The 23,929-nt window shown below is 71.3% G+C and carries 19 protein-coding genes and 3 pseudogenes; 7 read left to right on the forward strand and 15 right to left on the reverse strand.

Annotated elements, in window-relative coordinates; all coding sequences use genetic code 11:
* Positions 1-78 precede the first annotated feature (78 nt).
* From ACLQ2V_RS10010 to ACLQ2V_RS10075, 14 genes are all read right to left on the reverse strand, one after another.
* Positions 79-441, reverse strand: coding sequence for a hypothetical protein (locus ACLQ2V_RS10010; RefSeq protein ID WP_425718110.1), 363 nt, complete (start codon positions 439-441; stop codon positions 79-81).
* A complete protein-coding gene (locus tag ACLQ2V_RS10015) occupies positions 438-2,000 on the reverse strand; it encodes an aromatic amino acid ammonia-lyase (RefSeq protein ID WP_425718111.1) in 1,563 nt (520 codons plus the stop codon). The genes ACLQ2V_RS10010 and ACLQ2V_RS10015 overlap by 4 nt, the downstream gene beginning before the upstream one ends.
* Positions 1,997-3,094 carry an AMP-binding protein gene (locus ACLQ2V_RS10020; RefSeq protein WP_425718112.1) on the reverse strand — a complete coding sequence of 366 codons (1,098 nt, stop codon included), beginning with the start codon at positions 3,092-3,094 and terminating at the stop codon, positions 1,997-1,999. The genes ACLQ2V_RS10015 and ACLQ2V_RS10020 overlap by 4 nt, the downstream gene beginning before the upstream one ends.
* Positions 3,094-3,384: a hypothetical protein gene (locus ACLQ2V_RS10025; RefSeq protein ID WP_425718113.1), complete on the reverse strand. Its 291-nt coding sequence runs from the start codon at positions 3,382-3,384 to the stop codon at positions 3,094-3,096. The genes ACLQ2V_RS10020 and ACLQ2V_RS10025 overlap by 1 nt, the downstream gene beginning before the upstream one ends.
* Positions 3,374-3,742, reverse strand: a complete 369-nt coding sequence (locus ACLQ2V_RS10030) for a hypothetical protein (protein WP_425718114.1) — start codon at positions 3,740-3,742, stop codon at positions 3,374-3,376. Before ACLQ2V_RS10030 ends, ACLQ2V_RS10025 begins: the two co-directional genes overlap by 11 nt.
* A 25-nt stretch (positions 3,743-3,767) precedes the next feature.
* Positions 3,768-5,471: a prenyltransferase/squalene oxidase repeat-containing protein gene (locus ACLQ2V_RS10035; protein WP_425718115.1), complete on the reverse strand. Its 1,704-nt coding sequence runs from the start codon at positions 5,469-5,471 to the stop codon at positions 3,768-3,770.
* Positions 5,471-6,760, reverse strand: a complete 1,290-nt coding sequence (locus tag ACLQ2V_RS10040; protein ID WP_425718116.1) for a phenylacetate--CoA ligase family protein — start codon at positions 6,758-6,760, stop codon at positions 5,471-5,473. Before ACLQ2V_RS10040 ends, ACLQ2V_RS10035 begins: the two co-directional genes overlap by 1 nt.
* An 84-nt stretch (positions 6,761-6,844) precedes the next feature.
* The gene (locus tag ACLQ2V_RS10045) at positions 6,845-7,606 is read right to left on the reverse strand and encodes an SDR family NAD(P)-dependent oxidoreductase (RefSeq protein WP_425718117.1); all 762 of its coding nucleotides are present in this window, start codon (positions 7,604-7,606) and stop codon (positions 6,845-6,847) included.
* 73 nt (positions 7,607-7,679) lie between these two features.
* Positions 7,680-8,948, reverse strand: coding sequence for a phenylacetate--CoA ligase family protein (locus tag ACLQ2V_RS10050; protein WP_425718118.1), 1,269 nt, complete (start codon positions 8,946-8,948; stop codon positions 7,680-7,682).
* A 26-nt stretch (positions 8,949-8,974) separates the two neighbouring features.
* On the reverse strand, positions 8,975-10,147 hold the full coding sequence (locus tag ACLQ2V_RS10055) for a GNAT family N-acetyltransferase (RefSeq protein WP_425718119.1): 1,173 nt from the start codon (positions 10,145-10,147) through the stop codon (positions 8,975-8,977).
* The gene (locus tag ACLQ2V_RS10060; protein WP_425718120.1) at positions 10,141-11,556 is read right to left on the reverse strand and encodes an ATP-grasp domain-containing protein; all 1,416 of its coding nucleotides are present in this window, start codon (positions 11,554-11,556) and stop codon (positions 10,141-10,143) included. Before ACLQ2V_RS10060 ends, ACLQ2V_RS10055 begins: the two co-directional genes overlap by 7 nt.
* Before the next feature lie 42 nt (positions 11,557-11,598).
* Complete coding sequence (locus ACLQ2V_RS10065) at positions 11,599-12,948, reverse strand: MFS transporter (protein ID WP_425718121.1); 1,350 nt, start codon at positions 12,946-12,948, stop codon at positions 11,599-11,601.
* Positions 12,945-14,231 carry an amidase gene (locus ACLQ2V_RS10070; RefSeq protein ID WP_425718122.1) on the reverse strand — a complete coding sequence of 429 codons (1,287 nt, stop codon included), beginning with the start codon at positions 14,229-14,231 and terminating at the stop codon, positions 12,945-12,947. Before ACLQ2V_RS10070 ends, ACLQ2V_RS10065 begins: the two co-directional genes overlap by 4 nt.
* Positions 14,232-14,890: 659 nt before the next feature.
* The gene (locus ACLQ2V_RS10075) at positions 14,891-15,865 is read right to left on the reverse strand and encodes a peptidoglycan DD-metalloendopeptidase family protein (protein ID WP_425718123.1); all 975 of its coding nucleotides are present in this window, start codon (positions 15,863-15,865) and stop codon (positions 14,891-14,893) included.
* 926 nt (positions 15,866-16,791) lie between these two features.
* Here ACLQ2V_RS10075 and ACLQ2V_RS10080 point away from each other — a divergent pair.
* From ACLQ2V_RS10080 to ispG, 6 genes and pseudogenes are all read left to right on the forward strand, one after another.
* Positions 16,792-17,328: pseudogene (locus tag ACLQ2V_RS10080) on the forward strand (DUF5753 domain-containing protein); the annotation flags it as partial.
* A 4-nt stretch (positions 17,329-17,332) separates the two neighbouring features.
* Positions 17,333-17,494: pseudogene (locus ACLQ2V_RS10085) on the forward strand (DUF397 domain-containing protein); the annotation flags it as partial.
* 395 nt (positions 17,495-17,889) lie between these two features.
* Positions 17,890-18,555: a Uma2 family endonuclease gene (locus tag ACLQ2V_RS10090; RefSeq protein WP_425718124.1), complete on the forward strand. Its 666-nt coding sequence runs from the start codon at positions 17,890-17,892 to the stop codon at positions 18,553-18,555.
* Positions 18,556-18,598: 43 nt separating this feature from the next.
* A complete protein-coding gene (gene dxr, locus ACLQ2V_RS10095; RefSeq protein WP_425718125.1) occupies positions 18,599-19,810 on the forward strand; it encodes a 1-deoxy-D-xylulose-5-phosphate reductoisomerase in 1,212 nt (403 codons plus the stop codon).
* Entirely contained in the window at positions 19,810-21,060 is a 1,251-nt protein-coding gene (locus tag ACLQ2V_RS10100) for a M50 family metallopeptidase (protein ID WP_425718126.1), read from the forward strand. Before dxr ends, ACLQ2V_RS10100 begins: the two co-directional genes overlap by 1 nt.
* 9 nt (positions 21,061-21,069) lie before the next feature.
* Positions 21,070-22,248 (forward strand): flavodoxin-dependent (E)-4-hydroxy-3-methylbut-2-enyl-diphosphate synthase, encoded by a 1,179-nt coding sequence (gene ispG, locus ACLQ2V_RS10105; protein ID WP_425718127.1) that lies wholly within the window; start codon positions 21,070-21,072, stop codon positions 22,246-22,248.
* A 142-nt stretch (positions 22,249-22,390) separates the two neighbouring features.
* On the opposite strand, the pseudogene ACLQ2V_RS10110 reads toward ispG, so the two are convergent.
* A pseudogene (locus ACLQ2V_RS10110) lies at positions 22,391-22,947 on the reverse strand (PadR family transcriptional regulator).
* 115 nt (positions 22,948-23,062) lie between these two features.
* On the opposite strand from ACLQ2V_RS10110, the gene ACLQ2V_RS10115 reads away from it, so the two are divergent.
* On the forward strand, positions 23,063-23,902 hold the full coding sequence (locus tag ACLQ2V_RS10115) for a GNAT family N-acetyltransferase (protein ID WP_425718128.1): 840 nt from the start codon (positions 23,063-23,065) through the stop codon (positions 23,900-23,902).
* Positions 23,903-23,929 lie beyond the last annotated feature (27 nt).

Below are 23,929 nucleotides of genomic sequence, written 5' to 3' on the forward strand. Positions count from 1 at the left end.
CCGGCCCGGCGCCTCGACGACGCGGACGAGCTGAGTTGCCGGCCGCGAGCACTCCGGTGCTCCTCGGTCGGGTGGCGCTCAGGAGGCCAGCTGGCGCGGCCCCGACCGGGCGAGCTTCCCGCCCGGGTTGCCGCGCGGCAGCAGCGGTTCGACGGCGGTGAGGGTGGCCGGCGGCAGGGCGTCCTCGTGCCGGCAGGCCTGTAGCAGCAGGGCGGCGAGGGTGGTGCCCGTCCGCCCCAGGCCAGCCGAGTAACGCTGCGCGACGCTCACCTCCTGAGCGAGTTGGAGGGTGGGGGCGCCACGCTCCATCCGGGCCCGACGTTGGGCCAGCGCGAGGTCGTGACGCGCGCGTACGAGCAGGATGATCTGGTCGTCGATGGCGTCGATGGCCTTCGTCGTCTCGGGATTGTCACCGGTGTTGGCGGTGTTCAGTGCGGTCACCAGAATTCCCCCCGTGGCAAACCGGTCATGGACGATCCGAGCAGGGGCGTGCCCCAGCCCGCGCGGGCGGCAGTGGCCGCCGCACGCACCTCGTTCGCCAGCGGGCGATCCTCGCGCAGGGGCGTGAACCGGGTCGCCAGGCCCTGCCAACCTGGCCGTCGGGGCAACTCCGTCCCTGCCAGCCAGTGCAACTGCGCCACCGCGACCATGAGGGACCCGATGACCAGCCAGGTGAGGCGGACGGCCTCCGCCGCCGCCGTGGCGGCGTTGAGCGCCATCGGCACGTGGTCCTGGTTGTTGAGGTTCGACGGGATGGCGGTCACCGTGGCGGGAAGCGCGTGCTGGCGGCACTTGGCGACCATCGACGAGGCGGCGATCTGCACTCCGGCCAGCCCGCTGAACTGGCCGGGCAGCGGGCACAGGAAGGGCGGCCTGCCTCCGTTGGTGGCCGGGTCGACGAGTAGGGCCAGTTGCCGCTCCGCGAGGTAGGCGAGCTGATGTGCAAGGACGGTGTGCTGATCCGCGGCGAAGGCGACAGGCAGCGCGTGGAAGTTGCCGCCGTGCAGGACGTCGCCGTCGACGACCACCGGGTTGTCTGTGCATCCGGCAGCCTCGACCAGCAGGATCCTCTCCTGCGCGGCGAGCTGGTCCACCACGGCGCCGACCACCTGGGGCACGCAGCGCAGCGAGTACGGCTCCTGCAGGGGCCGGTCCGTCGAGGGTGCGCCGCCGTCCGGCATCTCCTGCCGGATCCAGCCGGCGGCACGTCGAGCACCGGGATGCCCGCGGGCCCGCTGGAGCCCATCGGCGTACGCCTGCGGATTGCAGCCCAGCAGCGCCGCCAACCGGCCGGTGATCGCGCAGAGCGCGCGGGCCTGCGCGTCGATCTCCAGGTGGTTCAGCGCGGCGACGGCCAGCGAGACGCTGCTGCCGTTGACGAACGCCAGCGCCGTGCGGGCGGGCCAGTGCACCGGGGCCGCGGCGAGCCCCGCCAGCCGTTGCCCCGCGGCGACGACGGCACCCTCGTGCCAGGCGTGCCCGGCTCCGCCGAGGGCCAGCGCCGCGTGCGCGAGAGGAACGAGGTCGCCACTGGCGCTGAGGCTGCCCTCGCTCGGCATGACCGGGACGAAGCCGCGTCGGTGCAGTTCGGCGATCTGCCGCCAGAGGGGCACGGGCACGGCGGAGTAGCCCAGCCGCATGCTCTGCAGGCGCAGCCAGACCGACAGCGCGCTGGCTGAGGCGCTGACGGGCACGCCCTGGCCGGTGCAGAGATGGTGGACCAGGCCGATGCCCTGGACGTTCTCGTCGTCGCCGGCCGGATACCGGACGAGGGGCCCGAAGCCGCGGGTCAACCCGTACACCTGGCCGCCGGCCGACCGGTGCCGGGACAACTGCTCGACCGCGTCTTCCATGCGCCCGACGTCTGCTCCGGTGAGGTCCAGCTCCTCGCCGGCCAGTGCCGTGCCGACGAGCTCCGCCATGCTGGCCCATCGGTCGGCCGGCCGGTCGGTCGGGGGACGGTCCCGCTCGGTCCTGGTGTCCTCGTACCGGGTGGTCACGCCGTCCCTCCGTCCAGCGGCACGTCGCGGTGCCCGGCCGGCTCGCGGGTGACGTCGACGCGGACCCGGCGCGGGGCGTCCGCGGCGGTCAGCACCCGGCCGACGGCCATCGCGACCCGTCGGCGTTGCGCCTCGTCCGCCACGACGACGTCGTACCACTCGCCTCGGACGTCCTCCCGGACCACGACGCACGTCAGCGCGGTTCCCGGCACGGCCGCGCGCAGCGCGGACTCCACCGCGTCGAGATCGACCCGCCGTCCGTTGACCTTGACGAGCCGGGTCCGGCGGCCGGTCATCCGGTACGAGCGGGACCCGGTCACCTCGACGAGGTCGTCCAGCACGTGGTGGGCGGGTGCCGCGCCGGACTCGTCGGCCGCCAGCCGTGGGCTCGCCACCGCCAGTGGAGCCTGCCTGTCGCGCGGCATCCCGGGCGCGAACGACACGTCGGGGGCGAGAGCGAACGGCACCTGCGGATCCGTTGCCCGGGCGCCACGGGCGCGCCGCACGCCGACCAGGCCGGCCTCCGTCGACCCGTGCAGTTCGGTCAGGGTCGCCTCGGGCAATGCCTGGCACACCTGCGCCGCCGCCGGCGGCAGGTACGCGGTGCTGTGCACCATGGTCAGCCGGTCCAGGCCGGCGAGCGCCGGCAGGCAGCGAGACATCGCCCACCACGAGGCGGGAACGGTTACCACGAGTGGGCTGCCGGCGGTGACGGGAAACGGCTCGCCGGTCCGCCAATGGGTGACGGGCAGGCCCCCGAGCGCCGGCACCAGGCAACCGGTCAGGAACCCGTAGAGATGGTGAACGGGCGCCTGAGTAATGATCATGTCGACCTGGTCGACGTCGAGCAACTCGCAGAGGTAGGTCGCCTCGGCAACCAGCTGCTCGCGGGTCCGCCACCAGCCGACCGGACGACCGGTCGTGCCCGACGTGGTGAACCTGGTCAGCGGCGGCAGCGCTGCGCGGAGCCCCTGCGGATCGCCGGCCGGAAGGACCGACCAGTCCGTCAGCCGGCCGAGCGCCCGGGCGTCCGCCCCGATGAACGGTGTGGTCGGTCGGCCGAGCGCCGCCGCAGGCATCACCGGCGCGACCATCAGAAGTCGCCCGCCAAGACGGACGCGTCCGCCCGCTTGCCGGCCACGAGGGCCGCGATGCCGGCGACACTCGCGAAGGTGTTGCGCAGGTCGTCCTCGACCAGGTCGATCGACACGTCGAACGTCTGCTCGATCGTGCCCACCGCGTCGAGCACCATCAGGCTGTCGTAACGGGGGTTCAGGTCGCTCAGCGTCAACTCGTCGTGCGTCGGGTCCAGGTCGCTGTCGAGCAGGCCGCCCAGGACCGAACGGACCTCGGCCCGGAGCGATGCGATGGGGTCAACTGACATTGGTGGTCTCCTTGACGTCAGTGCCGATGAGGTGCAGTGCGGGGTCCGTCAGATCGAATCGGATAAAGATCCGGTCGGGCGGAACCGCCGGGTCCAGCGCCGCCACGATGGTGGCGGCCAACCGGGAGCGGAACTGGGAATCGCGATGCTGCCCGACGACGCAGGTGACGAACGCGAATCCGGATGAGGTGCCGTCGACGCCGCCGAGCGGGAACGGCCCGCTGAAGACGCGTTGGCCGTCGGCCAGCAGGAACTTCGTGATGACGTGGTTGATGTCGATGCCCTCACGGCGTAGAGAGGTGCTGACGGCGCGGGCGAATGCCCGTTGGGTCCGCACGTCCGCCACGGTGCTCTCCACGGTTATCGTCGGCATGACCTGCCCTTCAGAGGTTGAGCGGAGGGAGCACCCCGCGATCGAGGAGGTTGCCCAGCGCCGCAGCGAGCGGACCACCGCCGGTGCGACTCAGCGGGCTCCAGGCGTACTCGCCGTCGGCCAGGCGGATCTTGTCGACGAACCGGCGCAGGCTCGCGTGATCGACCGGTAGGTCCATCCGGCGGCGGGTCAGCACCGCCTGGTAGGTGCTGAGCAGGTCAGGTACGCCGCGTTGGCCGCTGGCGTATCCGCCCAGCCGGGACGCGTACGTCTCCACCGTGCTCACATCCCGGCTGGCCTGATTCGTCGCACCCAGTGCGTGCCAGGCCCGCGCCGCCTGCGCGGTGGCGGCGCAACTCGGCGCCGCTCCCGGAACCGGGCGGTACCCGTCCACCGATCCGCACGATTCGAGGAACTTCGCGAGCCCGACCGTGTCGATCTCGTCGACCGGGCGGCCGAGTTGGTCGAGGATGTCGACCGCCGACACGGTGGAGACCATGTCGGAGGCCCTGCCGTGCCAGTAGCCGAAGCCGCCGTCGCTGTTCTGCAGATGCCGCAACCACCCGACCAGTCGGTCGGCGTCGAGCTGAGGCTGGCCGGCAGCCCGCAGCGCGGAGACGGCCCACAGGGTGCACCGCATCTCCGCGCCCCGACCCGGCATATACATCACGCCACCCTCGTAGGGCAGGTGAGCGGCGGAAAGCCAGCCGGCGGTGGTCGCGATGACGTCACCGTGCAGTTGCTCGTCGGCCGAGGCGCGAAGCAGCAGCGAGGCCGTCGCCAGGCTGTCGCCGGCCAGCGCGGGATCGCGGTAGGTGAAGCCACCGGACGGCAGCGCGCAGGAGTGGAGGAACCGCGCCACACCAGGGACGTCGGGCACTTCGGCACCGAGAGTGGTCAGCGCGCCGACCGCGCTGAAGCAGGCCCACACGTCGGGGGACGCATAGTCCGTCCAGCGGGTGAACGCCCCGTCGGGCGCCTGGCGCTCGACGATCCACCGCACGCAGTCGTCCGCGCGGGCCGGCCGCGCGCCCAGCGCGTCGAGAGCACGCACCGCCCGGAAGGTCGCCCACAGACAGGGAGCCTGCCCTTCCGCGAAGGCGAATCCGCCGTCCTCGCCCTGCCGGGCGCACAACCAGTCGATCAACGCGTCCCGCCGCCAGGGAGCTGGTTCGTCCCCGAAGACGGCGCGCCAGGCGACGGCCGCGTAGTAGCAGGCGCGCACGTCCGCCTCGGTGGCGCCCGGGTACCAACCGAGGCCCCCGTCGGGGCCCTGCAGCGCGGCGAGCCAGTCGCGCACCGCGTCGACGGCCGGCACCGGTTCCCGGATCACCTCGCGCCAGGTGCGCGCGGCGTAGTAGGTCGCCCAGACGTCGGGACTCTGGCCCGGTGTCATGGCGAAGCCGCCGCTGCGTTCCTGGGTCTGCCGCAACCAGTCGGTCAACTGGGCGGTCAGCGGAGGCGTGGCGCCCAGGTCATGCATCGCCTGGGTGCAGTAGTAGGTCGCCCACACGTCCGAGGTGAGGCCCCGTTGCCACGCGAAGCCGCCGTCGGCGTTCTGACACCGCAGCAGGACGTCGATCGTGGACTGCGGGTCCTGGGGACGGAGCCCGAGCCAGGTCAGCGTTCGTACGGCCGCATAGGTGCACCAGAGGTCGGCCGGACCCTGGCGCGATCCACCGTCGGAGGTCGGTATGCCGGCAAGGTCAGCCATCAGTCCACCCACTGCACGTTGGTCCGCTTCCAGTTCTTCTGACTTCCCCCGGCCTTGGTCGTCTGCGGAAGCTGATCGACCATCACCACCTGGGTGAGCTGCACCCCCAGCCCCGCCGCGAACCGCTCGCTGACCGACGCGCACACGGCATCGGTGCTCTGGCTGAAGTCGACGTCGCGCTCCAGCACCAGCCGCGCGGCCGTCGGATCGCTGCGCTTCAACTGCACGAGGTAGCCGGTGACGCCGGCCGTGCCGTAGACGACGTCCTCCACCTGGCCGGCACTGATCTCGACGCCCGCGACGACGATCTGGTCCGCCGCCCGGCCGTGCACGGTGAGCACCGGCAGGCCGAGGCCGCACGGGCAGTCGCCGACCGAGACCAGGTCTCCCGTGGAGTACCGCACCAGCGGGCGGGCGTAGTTGTTCAGGGTGGTGACGACGAGCTCACCGCTTCGCCCCGGCTCGGCCGCCCACAACCGGCCGTCCTCCAGGATCTCCGCCGCGAAGCCGTGCGCCAGCAGGTGCAGCCGGTCGAGGGGGCAACTGGCGGCGATGGTGCCGGTCTCGGTGCTGCCGTAGGAGACGTCCAACGCCTCGGCCTGCCATTGCTCTGCCAGCCGGGCGCGGAGCGCGGACGTACTCACCTCGCCGAGTAGCATCAGCGACCGGACGCTGCTACGTACGTCGTCGAGGCGGCCACGCTTCTTGAGGATCCGGGTCCACTGCAGCAGCACCCCGGGTGCCGCGAAGACGTGCTCCGGACGGAACCTGTCGAACAACGCCTCCAACCGGTCCCAGTCGGTGATGCCCTGGCTGAACGGATAGCAGCGCAGGAGCGTGCAGCCCAGGTACTCGCTCGCCGTGGCGACCAGGTCGCCGACCGGAACCACGTCGGAGGGCAGCAGCGAAGCCACCCGGTCACCGGGCCGCATCGACAGCGCCCACAGGGCCGAGACCGACGCGGTGTTCCACACCATGTCCATCGCCAGGCGGGGAGTGGGCGTGGGTACGCCGGTGGAACCCGAGGTCTCGTAGTAACGGTAGTAAGGCCCGACGCCCGATCGGAGGAACTCCTCGGGGGCGTTCTTGAGCGCGGCCTTCGGCGTGACGGGTGCCCCGTCCAGGCTGCGTTCCTGAGCCCAGGACCGGTGCCGGTAGTAGGGCACGTCGGCCAGCCGGTCCCACAACCGGTCGAGCTTCTCCCGCTGCCGCTCGCGGACCAGATCGGCGGCGAAACCGGCCGCCGCGAGTTCGAGACGTTCCTGGTGTGCTTCGTCGAAAGCCTTCATCGTTGCGGCATCAGCAAGCCACATGACACGTCCTTGTCGATAGGGGTCGGACACGTCCGCACCGCGCTCATGGACGCGGCGATCTCACCGTCCTCGCTCGGCGCCGCCGTTGACCTGGATGATCTGGGCGGTGACGTGCCCCGCCTCAGGCGATGCCAGCCAGCGCACCGTCTCGGCCACGTCCTCGGGGGTGCCCGCGCGTTCGTTCAGCGCCTGGCCGATCAACATCCGCTCCCGCTCGTCGGACAGTTGACCGGCGAAGAACTCCGTGGCCCGGACATAGCCGGGCGCGACGACGTTCACCGTGATCTGCCGCCGGCCCAGCTCGCCGGCCAGGTCGTAGGCGTAGGGATGCAGCGCGGCCTTCGAGCCGGCGTACGAGCCCGATCCCGACCCGCGATAGGCCGCGATCGAGCTGAGCAGCAGCACCCGGCCACCGGGTGACGACAGGTGCGGCTTCAGTGCCTCCGTGAGCAGTACCGCCGTCAGCGTGTTGAGCCGGAAGTTCTCCGTCCAGTGCCATGCGGTGTCGGCGAGCCCTTCCAGCGGCGGCTCCGGCTCCGGGCCGAACAGGGCGTTCCCGCCGGCGGCGTTCACCAGCACGTCGACGCGCTGCCAGCGACCGACGATCTCGTCGGTCAGTTGCCGCACCTGCGCCGGGTCGGCCACGTCCGCGGGCAGGGCCACCACCCGCCCGCCGGCACCACCGATCTCGGCGGCGGTCTTGGCCAGGACCTCGGCGCGGCGGCCCACGAGGACGACCTCCTCACCCTGCCGGGCGAAGGCTTCCGCGGTGGCGCGACCGATGCCGGTCCCACCGCCACTGACTACTACGACGCGATCCATGAATTCCTCATTTCGTGGTTCCGTTGGGTGCTGCAAGGCGGTCCTGGTCGCCCCTGGGACCGGCCGGCGTCGGTCAGCCCGGCTCGTGCACCAGTAGCGGCGTCTTGTTGGTGCGGGGATTGACGGTCAGCAGGTCGACCGCTCGGACGACGAACGCGTCCGACATGCCACCGAGTTCGAAGCCGATGCGGTAGAGCTGCGCCAGGACATCCCGCCGCACCCGACCCTCGGCCTCGGCGGGGTCCGTTCCGGGTGCCAACGCCAACCGCAGTTCGAGTTGTTCGGTGGGATCACCGTGGCGCAGCAACACCAGCTGCGCGGCGCGTACGTCCGGGTGGGCGACGGCGACGTCGATGATCTCCTCGGGCACCACGAGGATGGTCCGGAACTTCACCTGCTGGTCGACCCGGCCGAGGATCCGCAAGACCGGATCCGGCCGGCCGCACCGGCAGGACACGAACTGGCCGCGATCTCCGATCCGGTAGCGCAGGATCGGGTTGATGGTGTCCGGGTGGGTGTTGGTCACCACGACGGCGCCGTCGACGAGCTCGATGTGCTGGTAGGGCAGCACATGGAAGGCATCCAGCGAGCAGGCGGGGCCGTTGTGGCCGATCACCCAGGTCTCGGTCGAGCCGTACACGCCGGAGAGTTGGGCGTCGGGCAGCATGCGGCGGGTGAGCGCCGCGGCGCGCTCGGGGAACGCCTCGCCCGTCCAGACCACCTTGCGCAGCGCCGGTGCGGGCCGGCCTGCCGCCTCGCAGTACTCCAGCAGCCGGACGAGCTGGCTCGGCGTCGCCCCGGCGGCCGTCGTCCCGTGCCGGTCCATGAAGTCCAGCCAGACCCCGAACTGCTCGCCGTCGAGTGCGCCCAGCGGGACGACCACCGCCCCCGACTCGTGTCCCAGCATGTTGTAGAACGGGTACATCGAGCCCAGTTCGCCCGCGTTGTTGAGGTTGACCAGGACGTCGGAGCTGGTCAGCGGATTCCAGAAGCGCAGGATGTCGGAGACGTACATCGCACTCGGGATGAGGCTCAGCTTCGGTGCCGCGGTCGTGCCGCCACTGCCGAAGACGAGCGCGCCACCCGGTGCCTGACGGGCCTGGCCCAGCACGTCGTGGATCGCCAGTCGGAAGTCGTCCTTGGACAGGATGGGCAGGTCGCCGAGCTCGATCCCGTCCAGGTCCGTGGGGAGGTCGGCGTACTTCGCCCGCAGCGACGAAAGGGCCCTCGTGCGCTCGACGAGTCGACGCACGGTGCCGGACTCGGTGGCGCGTGGGTACGCCGAACCACTGCCGTCCCCGTCGAACGCGGGTCGCTCCGAACTTATGGTGATCGGTTGCATGGTGGCCTCCGGCCTGGTCTGGGGCGTCAACGGTCGACGAGCTCGCGGACCAGCTCGTCGCGGATGGTGGGATCCCATTCGGCGAACTCGTCGAGCCGCTTTCGCTGCTGCTGGTGGAATCGGTCGCGCAACTGCGCCGACCAGTTCGCCCCGAGCACGACTCCCCAGAGCGGCTCGAGGCGTGCGGCCCGCCGCACCTTCGCCTCGTACGAGTCGCACCCGAGGTCGAGCAGCGTGAGGCCGTGCTCGGCGGCGTACTCGATGGCGTGGTAGTAGGTCAGGTTGTAGTAGAGCGCCGCCTGTCGGGCGATCCGGTCGTCCACCCCATGCACCCGGCCGTACATGACGTCGCCCCAGACGAAGAACTGGGTGAATCCGACGATGCTGCCCTCGTGCCGCGCGAGCAGGACGACGCCGAGGTCGTCGAGCTGCTCGGCCTGGCGGGCGAAGCGTTCGGACTCCTCCTCGGCGGTGTTGGGGTGGCCGTAGCGCTGCAGGACCTGTGCGGAGAGCCGCCCGAGGTGCTGGTGGCACTCCGAGACGCGGCTGACCTCCACCTGGCACCCGGCGTCGCGGAAGTTGCGCATCTCCTTGCGCATCCGGGCCGCGGTGTTGTCGCTGACGCGGCGTCGAAAACCGGCGAGGCCGTCAGGGTCGATCGTGAGCCGCGCCCGGGCGTCCAGCAGGACCACGGCGTCGTCGTCGGTCGTCACCGGCAGGACATGCCGCAGCGCCGCGTCCGTCAGGTAGAGCAGGGCGCGCATGCCCACCCCCGGACGCTCCCGTAGCGCCTCGATCAGCATCCGGGCGGACGTCTCGGCGAGGTCGGCGGGCAGGCCGGGAGCCATCAGGAGTTCGCTGGTGTAGCCCTGCCGCGTGCCGCCGAGCAGGAGCGGGCGGGTGGTGCCCGCCGGGTCGCCCTCGCCGGGCGGGAACAGGAAGGCGGGGTCGTAGTAGCGGGGCACCTCGGCGGCGAAGGTGAACGTCGGCAGCGCGGCGACCAGCCGCCCCCGCGCATGGATCAGCAGGTAGCGGGGCTCGCAGTCGCCGTACTGCTCCGTGTACGACAACCAGGCGTGACTGGAGTAGACGGAGGCCCCCCGAGCCAGCCCGTCCCAGGCGGCTTGGTCGACGTCCCGGATCCGGTGCGCCTCCGTCAGCACCGGCGGCGATGTCTGCTCGGAGGAGACCGTCAACATGATCGCTCCTGGGCGTCGGCCGGACCGACCCCGCCGTCCGGTCGAGCGTCCACCGAGGCGGCCGCGACCAGCCGGGCCTCCAGCCCGTCGAGGATCGCGTAGGTGTCGGTGACCAGTTGGTCGACGGTCGGCGCGGTGAGGAAGAGCATGCCGGCGCAGTTCGTGATGCCGCGCGCCGGCTCGTAGGCCGGGATGGCCGTGCCGTCGGCGACGGTCAGGCCGGGCACGTGCCGGACGTGCGAGCCCGGAGACACCAGCCGGTTCAGCTCCGCCGTCCGGGAGTCCCACACCGGGGACGTGCGCCACGGCCGACCGGCCGTGTCCGTGCCGATCAGGGACATCTCCGCAGCCGCTCCGGTGCCCTCCACGAGCATGGCCGAGGGCGGATCCGCGGCCTCGCCGAGCAGCTCGCGGATCAGCATCGTCACCATGTCGACCCCGAAGACGGTCTCCACCACCTCGGTGATGGCCGAGCCACCGAATCTGGCGGCGGACTCGATGACGACCAGCTCTCCGTCGGCGCACAGCTTGATCTCGGTGTGCGTCCCGCACGTGTCCAGGGAGAGGGCGTCCACCGCCCGGCGGGCCACGTCCTCGACGCGCCGCTGCAACGGCTCGCTCAGTGCACACGGCGCGTGGCTGCTCAGCTCGGTGAACGGCGGGATGGTGGGAATCCGGCCGGTGATGGCGACCGGGTGGAAGGTGCCCCGGACGACGAGGCCTTCGACGCTCAGGTAGTCCCCGTAGCCCGGTCGGTCGTACCAGCCGTCGACCGTGCCCTTGATGATCTCCTCGGCGAGCAACTGCCGGGGGGCTTCCGTCTCGTAGCACTCGCCCAGCCCGTAGCCGTCGAGCTGCTGCAGCGCGCCGCGCACGGCCGCCCAGGCGGGGGCCACGTCGTCCTCGTGTTCGATCACGGCCTGGCCGACGGAACCGGCGCCCCAGGCGGGCTTGAGCAGCAGCGGCGGGGTGAGCGCACGGTACGCGTCGAGCAGGTCGGCCTCGGAGCCCACCCTGCGGAAGGCCGGGACGGGGACGCCCCGCTCGGCCCACCGCTCCCGCATGAGCCGCTTGTCCCGCGACAGCACGGCGTTGCGGCCCGGCCCCGGGAGCCCCAGCCGCTCGCAGGCATGGGCGACGGCGAGCAGCACGTACTCGGAGAAGCCGACGACCGCGTCCGCGCCGATGGCCTTGGCCCGCGCGACGATCAGTTCGACCAGTTCCTCCCCCCGGATCCGCCGGCCCTCGCAGTCGACGACGTCGCGGCAGTGTGCACGCCAACCGACCTCGGCGTCGTTCGGCAGCGGCACCAGCGCGAGGACGTGCAGCTCACCGCAGGCACCAAGGCGGGGGATGGCGTGTTCCAGCGGCACGCCGCCCTTGGCATGTACGAACAGGATCTTCTTCACCGGAGCACCTCGTGACGAGAAGGCGGACGGACAGGCTGTGCTTCAGAGCGTTGCCGGAGCACCGGCGGACGGTTCGGTGCGGTCCGCACCGGGCCGCAGGTAGCGGAACCAGATGACGACCAGCGCGACCAGGACGAACACGAGTAGCAGCCGTAGGAAGCTGCGGTAGCCGAACTGCGAGCCACCGATGCCCATGAGCATCGTGCCGATCGGAATGCTGGAGAAGACGGTCAGCCGCCGCAGGCTGAACACTCGGACGCGCAGCGCCGCCGGGGTGCGGTTGAGCCAGACCGCGCCGCCCACCGCGACGAGGACCGCGAACAACGCGCCGGTGAGGAACATGGCAGCCACCACGGCCAGCGGATGACCGGTCGTCGTCGCGGTCAGCAGCAGCAGGCAGATGAGCCCGAGCGAGCCGGTTGCCATCAGTAGCGGTTGGCGTCCCTCGGCCGACCTGCGGTACCTGAGCAGGAGCAGGGTGGCGACCAGCATGCCGACGCCGTACGCCGTGGCGGCTCGTCCGTACCACAGCGCGAGGCTCTGCGGAGTGTCCGTGTACTCCGTGAGGTAGGCCGGAAGGACGGCGTAGAACGGGAACACCACCAGGTTGCCGAGAATGCCGAGTTGCACGAGGAAGACCAGGTCGCGGCGGTCCCGGACCAGCCGTACGGCCGCCCTGCCGTCGCGCACCAGCGCGCGCAGCGCGCCGCCGGCCGGTGGTGCCGCAGCCTCGCTCGGGTCGACTGCCCGGGCCGTCACCGCGTCCAGGTCCCGCCGACGGAACCGGATCGTGAGCAGCATGGCGACGACGATCACCAGCGCGGCGGCCGGCACGAGTTGCACCCGGCCACTCGTCAGGAGCGTGGCGGTCAGCATCGGGGCCGCGACCCGCTCCACCTGGGAGTGCATCTGGGTGAGCAGCGCGGTGCGGGTGGACGCCCAGGTGGTCGGCGCCAGATCCACGCAGGCCGTCTCGTTGGCCGCCAGATAGAGCGACTCGCTCGTGCTGATCACCGTGTAGCACAGGCCCGCCGCCACGACGAAGAGGAGATCCGTACGAGAGCCGAGGACCGCGACGAGCGCGCCGATCGGAAGGAGCAGCACCAGGAGGAGCTTCGTGATCGTCTTTGCCCGGTCCGCCCGGTCGATGGCCCCGGAGAACGCCACCACGGTCGACAGCGAGAAGACGCTGGACAGGCCGATGATCAAACCAAGGTTGGCGCCCCCACCGGGGGTCTGGGTGATCCACCAACTCAGCGCGAAGAGGCAGGCACCGGACGCGATGATGACGACGAGACTGGGCAGCCAGATGCCGAAGAAGGCGCTGGCGCTGCGACCGTCCGTGCCGCCGGGGGCGGTGAGGCCGTCCTCGCGAGACTTCGGTCGGCTCATGGCGTGCGGGCCTCCAGGTCTGCGGGCCACGACGGGTGGCGGGTCTGCGCGAGCGAGAAGTCGTACGCGGGTGCGGCGTCGGAGATGGCCGAGGCGAGCGCGATGAGGGTCGGCTCCGCGTGCGGCGGAGCCATCGCCTGCACCCCGATGGGCGCGTGGTGGTCGGGGCTGAAGCCGATGGGGAACGTGATGGCGGGCAACCCGGCGAAGCTCGCCATCGTCGCGTAGTTGACCCGGGTGGCGGTGCGCCGCTCGCCGGCCTGGGGAATCGTCGAGGACGGGCCCTCCTCGACGAAGAGGTTGCGGGGCATCAGGGTGCCGGCGGGCATCAGCCACGCGTCGAGCCGGTGCTCGGCGAAGCTGCGCAGGGCTGCGTCGCGGTAGGCGGTCTGCGTCGCGAGCAACTCCTGCTGCCGCGCGTCGCTGACCGCCGCGCCGACCTGTAACGCCTCCACGGTGGAGTCATCGAGCGAGTCGGCGAGTTGGTCGCGATGACGTCGGTAGGAGTCCCAGGCATCTCGAGCGCAGAGCTCGTAGGCCAGGCCACGGTTCCGGAACAGTTCGCCCACGGAGACGGGGACGACGTCGTGGCCCGCGGCGACGAGTGCGGCGCAGGCAGCGTCGAACGCCGCCCGCATCTCGGGCTCGACCTCGTCGTCGGCGACCTCCGTGAGCACGCCGACCCGGAGCCGGGCAGGCGGGGCAGCGAAATGGCCACGGTTGCCGAGAGTGAGTTCGAAGCGGTGCCACAGGTAGGCCAGGTCGTCGACGGTCCGGGTCATCCAGCCCGGGGCGTCCAGCGTCGACGAGAGCACGAATGTGCCGGACATGGCGGCGGGTCGGTGGGTGAGCCGAAGCCCGACGATGCCGCAGGCGGCGGCCGGTAGTCGGACGGAGACAACCGTGTCGGTGCCCAGCGCCAGGTCGCAGATTCCGGCTGCCACGGCGACCGCACTCCCGGTGCTCGACCCGGCCGGATCGAGATGGGGAAAGTAGGGGTTGACGCAGCCGTGCCGCATTCCGATGCCCAGTTCGGTGCTTATGAGTTTGGCCGTGACGGCCTCCGACGGGACGCCGGCCAGCGCGGCTGCCGACCGTTGGGGATAGCGGCGATATCGCGGCAGGCCCAGCCGGGTGGGCAGGCCGCGGACGTCGATCAGATCCTTGACGCCCACGCGAAGCGAGCCTTCTTCCAGGTCACGCAGGATGACGGAGGCCCGGTACAGCTCGTCGGCGCGATAGCTCCACTCGTTCGCCGTCGAACGAAATTCGGCGGGGTCCAAGTCTCCCTGAGCAATTTGCCGATCTCTTTCGCGAAGTGAGATCAGGAGAGAGGCAGGCTGAGTGATGTTTCCAAATGATTTCAGTGCCCATGTTGCGGCACTCGATGAATCTGATCCGATCATGGGTTCCCCACGTGATTGCAACGGAAATGCGCAACTCGCGCTGAAGAAATCTCAGTAATGGGCGCGAGCGCAGCCGCAGGCGGTTGTCCGGGGAACGAAGATGGCGTCTCCCGGCGCGACGCGTGGTTGATCAACTCTGGTTGGCATCAATGTAGGCCCCCGCTCCACACTCGACCAACGGACGCTGCGCACCATACGAGGGCCTCGATTTACTCGCAACGTGTCATCACGCAGGGTGATGGCGGGGCGGTGGGCGCCTTGCGGCTTTTCTTGGCCTATGCACGCATTGCTCTTGGTTGGCTTTTGCTGCATCCCGCGTGATCGGAGGGCGTCACGCCACTTGGGCGAAATACTGTGATCCGCGTCACCTTTAGCTGGTCGTGACGCTTCGTGGCGGCAGAACCCACCTGCGTGGGGGAGGCCGGCGGGCCGGCCCACAGGTCGCACCCGGCAGGTCGCCGCGGCCCAGGGGCCGCGACGCGGCGGGGCCGCCGGACGGGTGGTCCGGCGGCCCCGTGGTGCGGGTATGGCGGTGGTCAGCCCAGCGGCTCGGCCTTGGTCGCGCCGAAGCTGACGTACGAGCAGCCGCTGGTGGGCAGGCTCGTCGCCGCCGGCGGGGTCACCCCGTCGTAGAGCGCCAGCAGGAAGTTCTGCGGGCAGCGCCGGGTGGTGCCGGTGCGGATGCCGAAGTGCAGGTGCGGCCCGGTGGAGTTGCCGGTGTTGCCGGTGAGGCCGACCTGCTGCCCGGCGGTGACGGTCGCGCCGTTGCTGACCGACCACGCCGAGAAGTGGCAGTACGTGTAGGTCGCCCCGTCGGCGCCGGTCAGGTTGACGCCCTGGCCGCAGGAGCTGTCGTTGATGATGGTGACCGTGCCGGCCCGCACGGCGTACGCCCGGGTGCCGGTGCCGACCGGCAGGTCGATGGCGGCGTAGTCGTGGTGCGGGTCGTCGTACTCGCTGCGCGGCAGCGCGCTCTTGGGCAGTGGCAGGGAGAAGCCGGAGCCGCCGCCGGTGGCGGTGGTGATGCGGACGGCGTCGGCGACGACGTAGCCGGTGGCGGTGCTCCAGCGGCTGATCCCGACGACGGGGTGGTCGCCGGCGGCCAGCGTGAAGGTGCCGAGGCCGACCCAGCGGCCCCCGTTGGCGCGCTGGTCCACGACCACCGTCTGGTTGCCGCTGCTGGTCGCCACGATGAACGGGGTGGCGCTGTTGTAGCCGGCGTCGGCCGGGTACCAGACCTCGACGAGGTGCGGGCCGGCGGCCGGCACGGACGCGCTGAACCAGGCGGCGTCGCTGCCCCCGGTGTACGGCGTCGCGTACCGGTAGTCCGCGCCGTTCTTCTGGGCGGCCCAGGACGAGGTGCCCCAGTTCGCGCTGGCGGTGAAGCGCCCGGCGGTCGCGTTGTCCACGGTGGTGGTCGCCGCGGTGGCGGATCCGGCGGGGCCGAGCAGCACCATGGCGGCCGCGGTCAGCCCGGCGGCCAGGCCGCGTGCGGCGGTGGCGAGTTTCACGAAGTGTCTCCGAGGGGGTCGAGAGGGGACGAAGTGAAGGTATTCAACCAAAATCGATCGATCAATGTAAGGGAGCTACATAGATCGTTGCTGGTTTCCTTCGCCGCCGGCCGCCGCGCGCCGGCCGTCTTCGGGAGCAGCCCGCGCCGGGGGTGGGAGGCTCGGCGGGTGCCGGCGGGCCCAGCCGACGAAACGGGCGTAGTAGTCCGCCGGGACGACCTCGTCCGGGTGGATGCGCAACGGTCGCCGATCGCGTCCTCCATCAGCGCGCACAACTGGATGATCAGCGCGATCCGGCTCGTCGCGTACTCGGCGCGCAGGGACAGCTTCGCCGGCTGGCACGGCCACGGTGCGGCGCACACCCGGCACCGCCACGTCGGCCGGGCCGCCGTGCGCCGACGCAGCTCGGCCAGCGACACTGCGTACCTGGTCATGGTCGTGGCCCGCCCCGCCGCAGGGAGGCGACGGCCCGGTGCGGCGGCGACGCCGAGGGCGCCACGCCGACGCGGGCGACGACGGCCGGCCCGGCCCACCGGTGCGCGCCCCTCGTCCGCCGGCTCGGCGAGGGCGCCGGTCCGGGTTCCTCCACCGGTACGCCCGCCAGTTGATCCGGGCAGGGCCAGCGCAGCCCGCAGACGCACTGCCGCCCCCAGCGGGACCAGTCGCGGCGGTGCCTCGGGCCAAGCGGCACGGGCCGGTCGGCTCGCCGGTTGCCGAACATTCCCACGGGACCCTCCGGAGTGGTTGGTGTCGAGGCCGGGGGCAGGAATCGAAATGAGGTTTCGGGGGGTGATTCCTGCCCCCCGGCGTGACCAGCGCGGCAGCGCGGTCACTCACGGTGTTCGTTTCGTAGCTGGTGGTGAGCAATGATTCGGAGAAGAATGCGGGCCAAGGGATGAGGTGCCTTACGAGACGGCAGGAAAGGGGTCAACCTCGTGCCCGGCCTGTTGCAGACCGTCGAGTACATGACCGAGGTGATCGCCACCGACTGCCCGCACTTCAGCGAGGCGGAGCGCAAGGCGAAGGTGGAGGTCCGGCTGCGTCGCCAGCGACTGCTGACCAGGGCCGTGCCGCAGGCCCCGCAGCTCGACGTGATCCTCAGCGAGGCGGTGCTGCGCCGGCCGCTGCGGGACCGGGCAGCGATGGCTCGGCAGCTCGACGCCCTGGTGGTGATGGGCGGCCAGCCCAACGTGAGCGTCCGGGTCCTGCCGTTGGATGCCGGGCTGTTCCGCTGGTCGCAGGCGGGCACGTTCACCATGCTCGACTTCCCGACCGACGTACGGGAGCCGGAGCCGACCACCATCTACTCGGACGGGCCGTGCGGCGCGGTCTGTCTGGACAAGCCACACGAGATCGAGGTCTACGAGGAAGCCTGGCACTCGCTCGCCGGGCGGGCGTTGAGCGGGGAAGAGTCCCGCGAGCTGATCAGGTCGATAGCGAAGGAGATGTCCAGTGCAGCATGACGGTGTGTGGCGCACGTCCTCCCGGTCCGGCGGCGAGGGCAACTGCGTGGAGGTGGCCGGATTCGTCGACGCGATCGGGGTCCGCGACAGCAAGGACCGGCAGGGGCCGGCGCTCAGCTTCGGCCCGGCGGCCTGGGCCGGCTTCGTCCGGGCGACCCGCTACGGGCACCCTCGACCGCCCGTAGCGGTTGGTCCTCCGGGGCCCGCCTCTTGCGGGGGGCACCGGAGGCCAGGAGTCAGCCGACAGGCAGCCCGAGTTGTCGGGAGAACGACTTGCCGTCCCGCGCGGGCCGGTCGAGCTTGCGCAACGACTTGGCGGCGACGCGTTCGACCGGCTGCCGGCTCACTCACGAAAGGACCGACAGGGCTGGCCCACCCTCGGCTGTTGATCAAGAGGTTTGCGTCAAGAAATAGACGCCGGATGACACAAACCTCTTGATCAACAGCCGCCGTCCTGTGGGACGCATTTCGAGGGCGCACAGGTTGTGCGATGCCGGGTGGCGAGGGCTGCGGCGGTTAGGCTGGTCTGAGCAGAATGTCCCGCTGAGGGGGTGAGCCCGGATGGCCCAGGCCGCATTCGCGCCCGAGCCGGCGCCGCGTCAAGTCGAGCCGGCGCCGCCGGCCGCCGAACCGTCGTTCGACGTGTTGCGGTGGCACGACGAGCCGTGGACCGCCCAGCTCGCCCTCGACCTGTTGCCGGAGACCAACGGCCCCAAGGTTGAGGTCCTGAGCGGAAGCGTGATCGTGACACCACATGCCGGATATGACCACCAAGACGCGGAGCTGGACCTCGCGTATCTCCTCAAGCAGGCAGCCCGGCGCGCCAAACTCTGGCTCTATCTCGAGACGAACGTCGTCTCGGGCGACGACCTCTTCATTCCGGACATCGTCATCCTCGACGTTCCCGGGGGCGGGCGAACGACGATGGACATCGGGCACGCCGTGCTGCTCGGTGAGATCGTGTCGCCCGGCAACCGGCGCAAGGACATCATCGACCGGCCCCGGGAGTACGCCGCCGCCGGCGTGCCCTTCTTCCTCCGCGTCGACCTGTGCAACAGGGTGCCCACGCTCGCCCTGTTCGAGCTGGTGGAGGGGGAGTACCGGCCGGTGGCCGCTGCCGCCGCCGGCACCCGGTTCGTGATGCGGGAGCCGTTCGAGTTCTCCATCGACCCGGTCGATCTGCTCGGCGACGAGGCGCCGCTGGAGGATCCGCGCGCCGAGAGCTGAGGCTCCCAGCGGGCGTGCAGCGGGGCTGGGGAAGAATGGCCGGGTGACAACTCCCCGCGATCTCGTATTGCTCGGGTCCACCGGTTCCATCGGCACACAGGCCATCGACATCGTGCGGCGCAACCCGGACCGGTTCCGGGTGGTGGCGCTCGGTGCCGGTGGCGGCAACGTCGCGCTGCTCGCCGCCCAGGCCCTCGAGCTCGGCGTCGAGGCGGTCGGGGTGGCGAAGGCGTCCGCCGCCCAGGACCTCCAACTCGCCTTCTACGCCGAGGCGAGCCGGCGCGGCTGGGCCACCGGCGATTTCAAGCTGCCCAAGATCGTGGCCGGCCCGGACGCGATGACCGAGCTGGCCCAGTGGCCCTGCGACGTGGTGCTCAACGGGGTGGTCGGCTCGCTCGGGCTCGCGCCGACCCTGGCCGCGCTGCGCGCCGGCCGTACCCTCGCCCTGGCCAACAAGGAGTCCCTCGTCGCCGGCGGCCCGCTGGTGAAGGCGGCGGTGGCGCGGCCGGGGCAGCTCGTGCCGGTCGACTCCGAGCACACGGCGCTGGCGCAGTGCCTGCGCTCCGGGACGCGCGGCGAGGTGCGCCGGCTGATCGTCACCGCCAGCGGCGGCCCGTTCCGGGGCAAGCGGCGCGACGAGCTGACGCAGGTCACGCCCGAGCAGGCCCTGGCCCACCCCACCTGGAACATGGGCAAGGTCATCACGATCAATTCGGCCACCATGGTCAACAAGGCGCTCGAGGTGATCGAGGCGCACGAGCTCTTCGACGTGCCCTACGCCGACATCACCGTGACCGTGCACCCGACATCGGTGATCCACTCGATGGTCGAGTTCGTCGACGGCTCCACGATCGCCCAGGCCAGCCCGCCGGACATGCGGCTGCCGATCGCGGTGGCGCTCGGCTGGCCCGACCGGGTGCCCGCCGCCGCCGCCGCCGTGGACTGGACGAAGGCCCACACCTGGGAGTTCGCCCCGCTGGACGACGCGGCGTTCCCCGCCGTGGCGCTGGCGAAGGCCGCCGGCGAGGCCGGGCGCTGCCGTCCGGCGATCTACAACGCGGCCAACGAGGAGTGCGTCGAGGCGTTCATCGCCGGGCGGCTGCCGTTCCTCGGGATCGTGGACACCCTGCAACGGGTGTTGGAGGACGCTCCCGATTTCACCGAACCAGGTACCGTCGAGGACGTGCTCGCCGCCGAGTCGTGGGCACGCGCGCACGCGCAGGAGATCATCGTGGCGTCGGTGGAAGGAGCTTGATGGCGTACCTGCTCGGGGTGGTGCTCTTCGCCCTGGCCATCCTCGTCTCGGTCAGCCTGCACGAGGCGGGGCACATGCTCACCGCCAAGGCGTTCGGGATGAAGGTCACGAAGTACTTCGTCGGTTTCGGCCCCACCCTCTGGTCGTTCAAGCGGGGCGAGACCGAGTACGGCATCAAGGGCGTCCCGCTCGGCGGCTTCTGCAAGATCGTCGGCATGACGCCGCAGGACGACGACGTCGAACCGGCCGACGAGCACCGGGCGATGTGGCGCTACCCGGTCTGGAAGCGGACGATCGTGATGTCCGCCGGCTCGCTCACCCACTTCGCGCTCGCCCTGGTCGCGACCTGGATCATCGCGATCTCCGCCGGCCTGCCCAACCCCGACTTCCCGACCACCGACACCGAGGCCCGCCAGGAGCCCGCGGTGATCGCCCTGGCCAAGTGCGTGGTGCCGGAGAACGTCGCCCGGGAGTGCGCCCCCGCCGACCCGGCCAGCCCCGCCGCCGCCGCCAACCTGCGCAACGGCGACCGGATCACCGGCCTCAACGGCACCCCGATCAACAACTACGGCGACCTGCTGACCGCGCTGCGGGCCACCAAGCCGGGCGACAAGGCCGACATCTCGTACGTCCGCGACGGCCAGCCCGGCACCACCAGCACCGTGCTCGCCCAGACCCAGCGCCCCCCGCTGAACGACCCGAAGGGCCAGCTCGGCCCGGTCTCCGCGCTCGGCATCGGCCTGCAGTTCAGCACCCCCACCCGGGTCGAGTACGGTCCGGTCTCCGCGCTCGGCGGCACCGCCCGCTTCACCGGCGACATGGCCGTCGGCACCTACGAGGCGATGAAGCGCATCCCGCAGAAGGTCCCCGCCCTCTGGGCGGCGATCACCGGCGAGGAGCGGGACATGGACACCCCGATCAGCGTGGTCGGCGCGAGCCGGCTCGGCGGCGAGGCGGTGGAGAACAACGCCTGGCTGATCTTCTTCATGCTCTTCGTCTCGCTGAACTTCTTCATCGGCGTGTTCAACCTGCTGCCGCTGCTTCCGCTCGACGGCGGGCACATCGCCATCGCCTGGTTCGAGCGGGCCCGGTCCTGGCTCTTCGCCCGGTTCGGCAAACCCGACCCGGGGCACGTCGACTATCTCAAACTCATGCCCCTCACGTACGCGGTGATCCTGATCGGTGGCGCGTTCACGCTGCTGACCATCACCGCGGACGTCGTCAATCCCATTACGCTCTTCTCAAGGTGAGTGCCTGAAGTGACCGCAGTCAGTCTCGGTATGCCCCCCGTACCGCCCCCCGCGCTTGCCCCGCGTCGGCTCAGCCGTCAGATCATGGTCGGTTCGGTGCCGGTGGGTGGGGGTGCGCCGGTGTCGGTGCAGTCGATGACCACCACCCTGACCTCCGATGTCAACGCCACCCTCCAGCAGATCGCCGAGCTGACCGCGTCCGGCTGCCAGATCGTGCGGGTGGCGGTGCCGTCGCAGGACGATGTGGAGGCGCTGCCGGCGATTGCCCGTAAGTCGCAGATCCCGGTCATCGCCGACATCCACTTCCAGCCGAAGTACGTCTTCGCGGCGATCGACGCCGGTTGCGCCGCCGTGCGGGTGAACCCGGGCAACATCCGGCAGTTCGACGACAAGGTCAAGGAGATCGCGGCGGCGGCCTCGGCCGCCGGTACGCCGATCCGGATCGGTGTCAACGCGGGCTCGTTGGACAAGCGCCTGCTGGCGAAGTACGGCAAGGCCACCGCCGAGGCACTGGTCGAGTCGGCGCTGTGGGAGTGTTCCTTGTTCGAGGAGCACGGTTTTCGGGACATCAAGATCTCGGTGAAGCACAACGACCCGGTGGTGATGATCCGGGCGTACCGGCAGCTCGCCGAGCGTTGCGACTACCCGCTGCACCTCGGCGTGACCGAGGCCGGGCCGGCGTTCCAGGGCACCATCAAGTCGGCGGTCGCGTTCGGCGCGTTGCTGGCCGAGGGGATCGGCGACACGATCCGGGTGTCGCTGTCGGCCCCGCCGGTGGAGGAGATCAAGGTCGGCAACCAGATCCTGGAGTCGCTGGGGCTGCGTGAGCGGGGCCTGGAGATCGTCTCGTGCCCGTCCTGCGGCCGGGCCCAGGTGGACGTCTACAAGCTGGCCGAGGAGGTCAGCGCCGGTTTGGAGGGGCTGCCGGTGCCGCTGCGGGTGGCGGTCATGGGCTGCGTCGTCAACGGCCCGGGGGAGGCCCGCGAGGCCGACCTCGGGGTGGCCTCCGGCAACGGCAAGGGGCAGATCTTCGTCAAGGGCAAGGTCGTCAAGACCGTCCCCGAGGGGCAGATCGTGGAGACCCTGATCGCCGAGGCGCTGCGGATCGCCGACGAGATGGGCGCCGAGCTCCCTGACGACCTGCGCGACCTCCTGCCCGGCACGGGCGCCACGGTCACGGTGCACTGACCCTCGCGCGCACCGGCGCGCGAAAGAAGGGGCCGTTCCACGCGGAACGGCCCCTTCTTCGTTTTCCGAGCCGCGCCCGCTGCGGGTGCATTTCTTGCCGCCCTGGCGACAAGAAATGCACCCGTCGACGAGGACCGGCGGATCACTCGGGTTCGGCGAGGATGGCGTAGAGCTTGCGGCGGGTCTCGACGAGCACCTGGGCGGCCCGTTCCCGCTGGTCGTCCGTGCCGGTCGTCAGCACCTGGCGCAGGGCCTGCATCGCCTGGTTGCCGGCGTCGCGGATGTCGTGCCAGCTGTTGACCGTGTCCTCGGCGAACTCACCCCACGGCGGGGCCTGGGCCGCCGCGTCGGCCTCGGCGCGGCCCTCGTCGGTGACGGTGAACCGCTTCCGGCCGCCGGCGCCCTCCTGGGCCGACGCGCCGACGACGCCCTCGTCCTCCAGCAGTTGCAGCGTCGGGTAGATCGACCCCGGGCTGGGCCGCCAGGCCCCGCCGGTGCGGGAGTCGATCTCCTGGATCATCTCGTACCCGTGCATCGGTCGCTCCGTGAGCAGCACCAGCACGGCGGCCCGGACGTTGGGCCGGCGTCCCCGCCCGCGCCCCCGGTGCCCGGGTGGCATGGGCGGAAAAGGTGCCCCGGGGGGGAAAAGCCGAAGGCCCGCATCCGCGCCTCGCGGTGCATTCCGTGGCGGAAACCCATCAGGGTTCTCCCGGTCCGCCGCAGGAACGCCGACAACCTCATGATCGACTGGCGGGCGGGCGGGGTTCGGTGAGCGGGCGGCGGGGCGGGGTGGGCGTCTGGCAGGCTGATAGGCGTGCTGACCGTGCCGGTACGTCAACTGGGGGAATCGGAGCGGCGCGCGGTCGAGCGGCTGCTCGACCTCGACCCGTTCGCGGGCGCGCAGGTCGCCGAGCGGATCGCCGCGCGCGGGCTGGCCTGGTGGCGGGCCGAGGGCCGGATCCTGGGCTACGGGGCGCGGCGCAGCCTCGAATCGATCTGCTGGCTGGGCGGCAACCTAACCCCGGTGCTCGCCTCCGACACGGCCGTCGCCGCGTACGCCGAGCTGCTGGCCGCCGAGGAGCGGCTCTGCTCGTCGATCGTCGGGCGGGCCGACGCGGTGCTCGGGCTCTGGGAGCGGCTCTGCGGGCGGTGGGGGCCGGCCCGCGACGTGCGGCCGAACCAGCCGCTGCTGGTCGCCGACGCGCTGCCGCCGGTGCCGATCGACCCGCAGGTGCGCCTGGTGCGCGGCAACGAGGTGGATCGGCTCTTCCCGGCCGCCGTGGCCATGTACACCGAGGAGGTCGGCGTCTCCCCGCTGGCCGACGACGGCGGGCGCGGCTACCGCCGCCGGGTCACCGACCTGGTCCGGGCCGGGCGGGCGTACGCCAAGGTCGTCGACGGCCAGGTGGTGTTCAAGGCCGAGCTGGCGGTGGTGACCCGGCGCACCGCGCAGGTCCAGGGGGTCTGGGTGGCCCCGCAGTGGCGCGGCCGGGGCATCGCCACGTCGGCGATGGCGGCGGTGACCCGCGACGCGCTGCTGCGGGTCGCCCCGACGGTCAGCCTCTACGTCAACGACTTCAACGTGCCCGCCCGGCGCGTCTACGAGCGCTGCGGCTTCCGCTCCGTCGGCACCCTCGCCACCGTGCTGTTCTAGCCCCACGCTGCGGCGGGGCGGGGGCCG

Origin of the sequence: Micromonospora sp. DT233 (genome assembly GCF_049841815.1) — a bacterium.
Lineage (GTDB): Bacteria > Actinomycetota > Actinomycetes > Mycobacteriales > Micromonosporaceae > Micromonospora.